This window comes from Treponema sp. R6D11 (genome assembly GCF_054786075.1).
This window is the reverse complement of the sequence record NZ_BDHD01000322.1, coordinates 1-1,332: the sequence shown is the minus strand read 5'-3', so window position 1 is coordinate 1,332 and position 1,332 is coordinate 1. Positions and strand designations below refer to the sequence as shown.

Annotated in this window: 2 protein-coding genes; both read left to right on the top strand. The window is 43.2% G+C overall.

The window, feature by feature from the left end:
• Positions 1 to 122: methionine adenosyltransferase domain-containing protein (locus ACYVTD_RS12735; RefSeq protein ID WP_461248124.1), on the top strand; the 122-nt coding region annotated here is incomplete at its 5' end.
• Between the two features lie 42 nt (positions 123 to 164).
• Positions 165 to 1,199: a rod shape-determining protein MreB gene (gene mreB, locus ACYVTD_RS12730; RefSeq protein ID WP_461248123.1), complete on the top strand. Its 1,035-nt coding sequence runs from the start codon at positions 165 to 167 to the stop codon at positions 1,197 to 1,199.
• Positions 1,200 to 1,332 lie beyond the last annotated feature (133 nt).

Below are 1,332 nucleotides of genomic sequence, written 5' to 3'. Positions count from 1 at the left end.
TAATCTCTACACTAGATTTAAGGAGACCAATATATCAAGACACCGCATGCTATGGGCATTTCGGCAGAGATGATATCGATGCACCTTGGGAAAAAACCGATATGAAAGAAAAGTTAGTCTAAAAACACTCAAACGAAAATACTTATAAAGGGGATGGATGAAAAATGCCACAAGACGTAGGAATAGATTTAGGTACCGCAAGCGTATTAGTATATGTTAAAGGAAAAGGAATCGTTCTAAACGAACCTTCTGTTGTCGCGGTTGATACTATAACCGGCGCAGTAATCGCAGTCGGCAACGAAGCACAAAGAATGTTAGGCAGAACGCCTGGCAATATAGTCGCAGTCCGCCCCCTGCGCGACGGCGTTATCTCTGATTTCCAAGTTACAGAACAAATGCTAAGACATTTCTTGAATAAGGCATGCAAACGTCAGCTATTCAAACCAAGAGTTATAATCTGTATCCCATCAGGGGTCACAGAAGTTGAAGAAAGAGCCGTGCTAGACGCTGCAAAATCAGCTGGCGCATCAGGTGTGCATCTAATTGAGGAACCTCTCGCAGCCGCTATCGGTGCGAATGTTGATATCTCTAAACCTTACGGCAACATGGTCGTAGATATCGGCGGCGGCACAACGGACGTCGCTGTAATTTCTCTAGGCGGCATAGTCGAAAGCAAATCAATCAAAATCGCTGGCGACAAATTCGACGACGCTATTATCAAATTCATCCGCCAAAAACATCATGTCCTAATCGGCGAAAGAACTGCCGAAAAACTCAAAAAAGAAATCGGCTGCGTTGTTTCATTCGAAGATGAAAATGGCAAAAAAGAAGTTAAAGAGCTTGAAGTCCGCGGGCGTTGCCTATTAAAAGGGCTTCCAAAAAGCCTAGTTATAACCAGCGAAGAAATCAAAGAAGCGTTATCAGATTGTGCAGATAAAATCGTCGAAGCAGTTAAAATGCTCCTAGAAATCACCCCGCCAGAGCTAATCGGCGACATCGCAACAAACGGCATCGTCCTAACAGGCGGCGGCGCACTAATCCACGGATTAAATAAACTGATTCAGGAAGAATGTGACATCGAATGCTATCTAGCGGAAAATCCCGTGTCATGCGTCGCAATCGGCACAGGCAAAGCCCTGGACAGCATAGAGATGCTAAAAGAGACAAGTTACGACCGCAGAAAACGCAGAAGAGCATAAAAATATAACTAAAAAGAGCCGGAAGGCTCTTTTTTTATGTTCTAACTTTTCTTTTCAATTTATCCCAAAAACCTTTGTCACCACTATATTTCTTTGCTTCTTCTTTTTTCTTTAACTCAAGCTTCCTGTTCTC

What these genes read in the sequence shown, in the direction of transcription:
- mreB (WP_461248123.1), top strand. Translation starts at nt 165, where the DNA reads ATGCCACAAGACGTAGGAATAGATTTAGGTACCGCAAGCGTATTAGTA.